This window comes from Mycobacterium sp. TH-M106, assembly GCF_057473765.1.
On record NZ_JBYCLE010000169.1, the window covers coordinates 1 to 8,472 of the forward strand.

Below are 8,472 nucleotides of genomic sequence, written 5' to 3' on the forward strand. Positions count from 1 at the left end.
CAACCATCACCTCAACCTCTCCGAAAGACGCCGCAACAACTCATCATCGTCCAGTTCGTCGTAGGCGTCGTCGACGTCGGTGCTGCTCTCTTCGGCGACCTCGATCAACTCGGGAAGGATGCTTGCCAGATAGTCGGTGAGTGCCTCCACGGTCGGGTAGTCGAATACCACGGCCGCCGGGAGCGCTTCGCCGAGGCTTTCCGACAGCGACCGCTGCAGGGTGACGCTCATCAGCGAATCCATGCCGGATTGGAAGAAACCGGCCACCGGATCCAGTAGGCGCGGCGACGCCAGCCCCATCGCCGCGACGACCTCTGCGGTGACGTGCTCGAATAACAGGTCGCGGCGCTGCTCGGGCTCGCAGTCGCGCAGCGCCTGCCGGAACTCAGTGGCTGCAGCGTCGGCACCGGCACCATCGACGCTGCCGCCGGTCTCGTTCGCCAGCAGGTCATCGACGATGTGCAGCGCTGCCCTGGTGCGATAGGCGCCTGCCAGTCGGGCCCAATCGGCGGCGACGACCGTGCAGCGAACCGGGGCGTGCGGGCCGGTGATCAGGGGTAGTGCGGCGATGGCGACCTCGTCGGGCATCGGTTCGAGTCCGGAGTCCACGGTTACCTGGCGCTGCGCGTCGGATTGGTTGTCGGTCAGCGACTTCCACAGGCCCCAGTCGATCGTGGTGGCCGGCAATCCGGCGGTTCGGCGCGCATAGGCGAAGGTGTCCAGGAAGGTGGTGGTCGCCGCGTAGTGCGCCAGCCAGCGCGAGCCGGTCAGTCCGGAGATCGACGAGAACAGCACGAACTGCCGCAGCGGGTGCGTCAGCGACAGTTTGTGCAGCAGTGCCGCCGCATCGAGTTTCGGCCGGAACATCGAGACGACGTCGTCGTCGGTCATGTCGCGCAACGTCACCGGTCCGCCCCCGAAGGCACCGAGGTAGATGCCGGACAGCGGTGGCAGGTCGGCGCCGAAGCGGTGGAACAGGGCGCTCATCGCGGTTTCGTCCGAGGCGTCTGCGGCCACCGTGAGCAGTGTCGTTCCCGTCGGGGTCAGGCCGGCGGCCAGCTCATCGAGGCGAGAGCCCGAATTTCTCGACACCGCGACGATGGTGCCGGCACCCATGGTGGCGAGTTGGCGGATCAGCTGCGGTCCGATGTTGCCGGTCGCACCGATGACCAGCTGGCAGCCGTCCCGGTCGAGAACGATCGGGACGGCTGACGGCGGTCGGCCCGGTTGCAGGCGCGGGACTCGGCGGACACCGGCTCGGTACACCACCTGGTCCTCGCCGTGGTCAGCATCGCCGGCGGTGGTGGTGTCCGAGGCTTCCAAGGCGGCAGCTTCGGCGGCCACATACTGTGCGGCGAGCACCGCCGGCACCGACTCGTCGACGTCGACCAAGCCGCCCCAGATCTCGGGATGCTCCAGCGCCAGGGAACGGCCCAGTCCCCATAACACGGCGTGAACGGGGTCTGCCCGGTCGCCGGCATCGATGGGCTGGGCATTGCGGGTGAGCAGGAACACCCTGGGCGGCTGAGATATTTCTGCGGTTTCTGCCGCTTCTGCCGCTTCTGCAGCCGCTACTGCCAGCCGCCGGGCGGTGTTGAACAGGCGGTAGGCCGCTTCGGCGCTGAATTGACCCGGCACGGGCTGGGTGGGCCGGGGTGCGTAGAGAACGCGGGTAACTCCGGCGAGGGCGTCGGCGAGCGCCGGCCCGGGTGCCGTGAGCACCGACGGGCTCAGCACCTTGACCGCACCGGCCGCACCTGCCGGAGCGCCGAGCGAACGCGATATCTGGGCACCCGGATCGGCGTCGGCGATCACCAGCCAGGACTCACCGGGGCCGGGCGGGCGGTGTTGCGCATCGGGCAGGCTGCGGGGCGGCCAGGCGAGTTCGCACCACCATTCCCGTGGGATCACTGCGCTGCTCTGCTCGCTGCTGTGCCCCGGCCGCTCGGCACTCGGCTCGGCCGGTGCGCGCCGTCGCCGGGCAACGTCGAGCCAGTGGCGGGTGTGCTGCCAGGCAGTGGTCGGCAGCACCGGATGCGGTTCGGGCGGGTGCGTGGTTTGCGGCGGGTGGCTGGTGTGCGTGCGGTTCAGGTTGGTGTGGAAGGTCACCGTGTCGTCGCCGTCACGCCACAGTGTCCCGATGCTGTGGTGGTGGGTCACCGATTCCAGCGTGTCGTCGATGGCGTGGATCAGCATCGGGTGGGCACTAACCTCGATGAAGGTGGCGTGTTCTTTTGCGGCAGCGGTGATGGCCTGGCTCACCCGTGCCGGTTGGCGCAGGTTGGCCACCCAATAGTCGGCGTCCAGCTGCGCTGTGGCCGCATCGGTTTCAGTGCGTTCGGTGACTGTCGAAAAGAACGCGATGGCCGGGTCTCCGGGGATCAGGCCGGTCAGTGCCGCCCGCAGCTCGGGCAGGATCGGATCCATCAGCGCAGTGTGCGAGGCGACCTCCATGTTGACCCGCCGGGCAAACCGGTTCCGGGCGCTCGCCGCGGCGATCACCGCGTCTACCTGCTCGGGCCGTCCGGCGACCACGGTCTGGCGCGGCGAGACATAGCCCGCCACGCTCACACCCGGATAGTCTGCGATCGCCGCCTCGGCGGCCCCGGCGTCCAGGTTGAGCAGGGCCACCGCACCATGGCCGGCGAGCCCGGACATCAGTTGGGATCGGGCAGCGATCACCCGGAACCCGTCAGCCGGGCTCAAGGCCCCGGCCACCACGGCGGCGGTCACTTCCCCCATCGAATGCCCGATCACGGCGTCCGGGTGCACCCCGTAGGACCGCCACAGTTCGGTCAGCCCCAGTTGCAACCCCATCAGCACCGGCTGCACCTGCGCATCGCCGCGCAGCGGCTCACCACCGGTGATCGCCTGCCACAGCGAAAACCCGACGTGCTCAGCGAAAACCGGCTCCAGCCTGGCGATTGCAGTGGCAAACACCGGCTCGTCGACGAGCAACTGCCGACCCATCCCGGCCCAGTGCGAACCCTGCCCTGAGTACACGAATACCGTTCCGGGGCTGCATGGTCCGTCGTGCGGGCCGACGAGTCCGGATGCCGACCGGCCGGCAGCCAAGGCTTGCAACCCGGCCACCGCGTCCGCGCGGTCGCGGGCGCACACCGTGGCGAACTTGGCGTGCAGAGCGCGGTGGTGGTTGAGGGTGTGGGCCACATCGGGTAGTGAAACCCCGGCTCCGTCACCGTCCATCCACGCGGCCAGCACGCCGGCCGCCGACGCGATACGCTGCGGGCTCTGCCCGGAAATCACCAGCGTGCTGACCGCCGGATCGGGCTCGCGGACGGCCGCAACGGCGGCGTCAGGGTCCGGTGCCTGCTCGATCACCACATGCGCATTGGTGCCGCCGAATCCGAACGCCGAGACCCCGGCCCGCCGTAAACGCTGCGGACCTGGCGTATCGGGCCACTCCTGTTGTTCAGCGACAACTTTCAGCCGCAACTGGCCGAACGGAATATGCGGATTGGGGGTATGGAATCCCAGGTTCTTCGGGATGCTCGAATGCTGGACCGCCAACACTGCTTTGATGAATCCTGCGATACCGGCGGCTGCCTCGAGATGGCCCAGATTCGATTTGATCGCGCCGAGCAGCAGCGGCGAGGCTTCTGGGCGCCCGCGACCCAGCACCGTGCCGAGCGCGCGTGCCTCGATGGGATCTCCCAGCAAGGTTCCGGTCCCATGTGCCTCGACATAGTCCACTTCATTCGGCGGCACACCGGCATTGGTGTACGCCGCACGCAGCACTGCCATCTGGGCGGCCGGGTTGGGCGCCAGCATCCCGTTGGACCGGCCGTCTGAGTTGACCGCCGAACCCCGCACCACTGCCAGCAGCCGATCGCCGTCACGCACCGCGTCACTGAGTCGTTTGAGCACCACCGCGCCGCAGCCCTCGCCGCGGACGAAGCCATCGGCGTCCGCGTCGAAGGTATGGCAGGCACCGCTCGGCGACAGCGCGCCGGTTTGGTCGAACGCCCGGAAGACGCCGGGCGACAACAGCAGATTGACTCCGGCCGCGATGGCCAGGTCGCACTCTCGTGTCCGCAGGCTCTGGCAGGCCAGATGTATAGCGACCAGCGACGACGAGCAGGCGGTGTCCACTGTGACAGAGGGGCCGCGCAGATCAAGGAAGTATGATAGGCGATTGGCGATGATGCTCAGCGCGCCACCGGAATTGCTCCATGCGTCAACACCGGCCAGATCATGAGATGGCATGTAGCCGTAGTCGGCGTAGCACGCGCCGGCGAATACCCCTGTCTGTGATCGTCGTAGCGAACTCGCTGGAATCCCGGCGTGCTCTAAGGCTTCCCATGCGACTTCCAGCAAAAGGCGCTGCTGGGGGTCCATCTTGGCGGCTTCACGGGTGGAGATGTCGAAGAATTCCGCGTCGAAGGCGTCGATGTCAGCCAGAAACGAGCCCCAATGGGTGGTGCTGGCGAGCAGCGCCGCAATTTCGGGCGAGCCGTCGTCGAACGGCGCCCACCGATCCGGCGGCACCTCCCCTACCGCCGACCGGCCCTCGCACAGGAACTGCCACAACGCATCCGGACCGATGATCCCACCGGGAAAGCGGCAGCCCAGACCGACTACCGCGACGGGCTCATCGAAGTTGCTGCGCGCCGGGTCGGGCACCGGCTGGGCTGCGCTTGCGGCGGCGTCGGGCTCCACGCCGCCGAGAAAAGCCGCCAGCTCACCGATCGTCGGGTGCTGCCAGAGCTCCACCGGTGAGACCTGCCGCCCGAGCAACTCCGACAGCTCCCCGCAGAGCACGACCGCGTCACGCGAGCCCACACCGAGATCGTTGATCGACGCGTCGAAGTCGACGTCATCGGGACTGCAGCCGATGTTCGTCACCAGGTAGTCGGCTAACCAGTTCCGAAGAAACCCTTCGTCGAAGCCCGCGGTCATGGGCGAATCACGCTTCTCATCGCAGGCCATCCCCTCCGAGCGGAGCCGATTCCACCTGGTCGAACAACTCATTCAACACGCTGCTGTCCGAGCCGGGCAGCACGTCAGCAGCAGCCGAGTCTTCCTGCGGTAACAGCTTTTTGGCGAGGTGCGCTGCCAACGCCGAGGTCGTCGGGTGGTTCCACAGCATCGTCGCCGACAGCTCGATACCGACGAACTGCTCGGTCTCGCGTCGCACCGACATCGCCATCACCGAGTTCAAGCCCAACTCCGCGAATGGCCGGTCCAGTTCGAGTTCGGCTTCCGGCATGCGAAGTTCGCGGGCTAGGATGGCACGCAGGCCGATCTCGAGTTCACTGAGCAGCTCCGCTGCGGGCAGCTGCGACCAGGCTTTGGTTTGTGTGGTCGACACAGTGCGATCCGCACCAGCCTGCCCTTCCGGCGCAGGCAGCGGGACGATCACGGCTTGACCGACATCGTAGCGGGCCACGTGGTCCCAGGCGGCGAACGCTTCTCCGGCGCTGATCGGGCGTGAGCCCATCCGCTCCAGCTCATCCAAGACGACAGCCGCGTTCGCGGCGAACCCGAGCCCCCGCCAGGCCACCCAGTCCAGGCTCATGGTGCGGCAACCCCGGCGGCGACGCGCCCGGGCCAAGACATCGAGGTAAGCGTTCGCCGCCGCGTAGGCGCCCTGCCCCGGTACCCCGAACACCGCCCCGGCCGCCGCGGTCAGGAAGAAGAAATCTAGCCCGCCCGAGTCGCCCGGCGGGAACATCTCGTGCAACACCTGTGCGCCCGCGATTTTCGGCCACAAGGTGTCGCGCAGGCGGCTGTCGGACATCTCGGTGAGGAGTTGGCCTTCGGTGACTCCGGCGGCGTGGATGACGCCGCGGATCGGCGGATCCCCGGCGTCGTCGCGCGCGGCCAGCAACGCTTGGACCGCCTCGCGCGACCCGATGTCGACCGCTACCGCATCGACCGAAACGCCGCGCCGTTCCAGTGCCCGGATCGCGGCGATCTTGTGCCGGACGTCGACCGTGTCGGCAGGGTTGCCGGGGTTGTCCCAGTCGCGCCTAGGTGGCAGCGGTGTGCGACCGGCGAGCACCAGCCGGTGGGCACCGTGGTCCGCGAGCCACGCCGCCATCAGCAGCCCGAGTGCACCCATGCCTCCGGTGATCAGGTATGCCGCATCGGGCCGGCATCGCAACGCCTCTCGCGCCGGTTCGCCGGCGATCGGCGTCAAGACGGGGGTGAAGAACGTGCCGTCGCGTAGCACCAGGATGGACTTTGCCGGTGTGCTCAGCACACCGGCCAGCGCGGACACGTCATCGGCGGTGTCCGCCCGATCTTCGCAGCCGCCCGGTGCCGCGGGTAGGTCGATCAGGCCGCCGCAGAGCTGAGGCTGCTCGGCCCGGATGACCCCGGCCAGTCCCCAGAGGCAACCCTGTCGCACCGCGGCATCGGAGGCGGCCTCGCTGACGCCGCGCGTGATGATCCACAGCGTGGGCGGGTGGTCCTCCCGTTCCGCCAGTCGTGCGACCAGGCCGGCCACTTCCGCCGACAGCCGGGCTGCGCAGTCGATGTCGGCGCCGGTTGCCGGGCCGGGATCGGCGAGGTAGAGGATGCAGTCCGCCTCGGCGATGTCGGCAGGCCGGTGGCCGAGGCAGGCGAGTTGATCGCGCAGCGTGCGGGCAGCGTCGGCACTATCGCCCATACCAACGATCGCCACGGTGGCCGAGCTGTCGGATGCCTGCCGTGCGGGACGCTCCCAGGGTTGCCAGTCGAACGTGTGCACCATGGTGCGCGGATCAGTCGCGGTAGCCATCGAGCCCAAACCCACTGGGGCCACAGCATCCACGCCGTCCACGGCATCCATGGCGTCCACGGCGGTGTAGCGCAGTGCGCGGATGTCGACGCACGTCCTGCCGTCGGGTGCCCGCACCGCGATGTCGACAATCAGCGCATCCTCATCGGTCTTGTCACCGATGCGTCGATGCACCTCGACCGAGCCGCAGGGCTCAGTGAGTTCGAATGCGAACCGGACGCTTTCGACGGCGGCTGGAACCATCAGCTTCGGGTTGGAACTGTCGACCAGGCGGGCGACATGCAGCGCCGCATCAAGCAGGGCGACCGTCGATCCCTGCGACAACTCCACGTCGGCGTGCAGCCGCTCAGGCGTCGACCGGCCCGTACGGATCGACCATCCGAACGGTCGTCCCTGGCTGCCCCAAGTCCGCCACAGCGAGGTGACCGACTCGTCGGTGAACTCGGTGCCCGCTGTGCCGGGATCGGGTGATTCACCGCCACCCGAGTCGTCCGAGGGGTGGCGGACGATACGTGCACGGAGATGTCTGACCCAGTGGTGCCCGCAGTCGTCCGCCGCGAGTCTCGATGCCACGGTGATGAATTCAGCGTCACCGACCACCTGAATCACCCGCGGCTGGTCGACGGCGATCGGATATTCGAATCGGATGTCGGACAGCGCCAACGGGTCCGGGTCACCCTGGCCGACCGCAGCCGCCACAGTAGACGCAGCAGACAGAGTCTGCAGCAGCACCGATGCCGGGACCACTTCGGTGCCGTGGTTTCGATGATCCCCCGGGTAAGGTTTGACCTCCGGGGTCAGCCTCGCCTGCCAGAGGTGGCTGGGCGACCTACCGGCGACCGCGATATGTGCGCCAAGCAAGTTGCCCGGCTGGGGGGCAGCTTCGGCGGCCTGGGCTGTCTTGACCGGGTCCACGGCGGATATCCAGTGGTGGGTGTGCTGCCAGGGTGTGCCCGGCAGGACCGGATGCGGCTCGGCGGGGTGCGGTGTCGGCGGGGGGCCGGTGGTGTGGATGCTGTTGAGGTTGGTGTGGAAGCCGAGTGTGTCATCTTTGTCGCGGGTCAGGGTGCCGACGCTGTAGTGCGGGGCAGGCGGGCTGGCGGGGTGAGCTCTCAGCGTTTCGGTGACGGCATGAGTCAGGATCGGATGTGCGCTGATCTCGACGAAAATCGCGTGATCGCGGGCGGCGGCGGTGATGGCCTGGCTCAGCCGCGCCGGCCGGCGCAGGTTGGCCACCCAGTAATCGGCATCCAGCAACGGGTTTCGGTCCTGCGGTGGGCCGGTAACGGTGGACAGGAACGGGATGGCGGGAAGTTCGGGGGCCAGGTCTGTCAGCGCCGCCCGCAGCTCCGGCAGGATCGGATCCATCAGCGCGGTGTGCGAGGCGACCTCCATGTTGACTCGGCGAGCAAAGCGCTCCGCTGCGCTGACCGCGGCGATCACCGCGTCGACCTGCTCAGCCGGTCCGGCGATCACCGTCTGCCTGGGCGAGATGTAGCCCGCCACGCTCACATCGCAGACGTCGGGCTGCTCGACCAGTAGCGCCTCGACCGCCTCGGCGTCAAGCTCGAGTAACGCCACCGCACCCTGACCGGCCAGCCGCGCCATCAACGCCGAGCGGGTGGCGATGACCTTCAACCCGTCGGCCGGGCTCAACGCCCCGGCCACCACCGCCGCACTCACCTCCCCCATCGAATGCCCGATCACCGCATCCGGCGTCACCCCGT

Annotated in this window: 2 protein-coding genes; both read right to left on the reverse strand. The window is 68.3% G+C overall.

Translation table 11 applies throughout. From position 1 onward, the window contains the following. Positions 1-6: 6 nt before the first annotated feature. Positions 7-4,920, reverse strand: a complete 4,914-nt coding sequence (locus AC2VOP_RS06005; RefSeq protein WP_486960103.1) for an SDR family NAD(P)-dependent oxidoreductase — start codon at positions 4,918-4,920, stop codon at positions 7-9. Between the two features lie 16 nt (positions 4,921-4,936). Next, on the reverse strand, positions 4,937-8,472 hold a 3,536-nt coding region (locus AC2VOP_RS06010; protein WP_486960104.1), incomplete at its 5' end, for an acyltransferase domain-containing protein.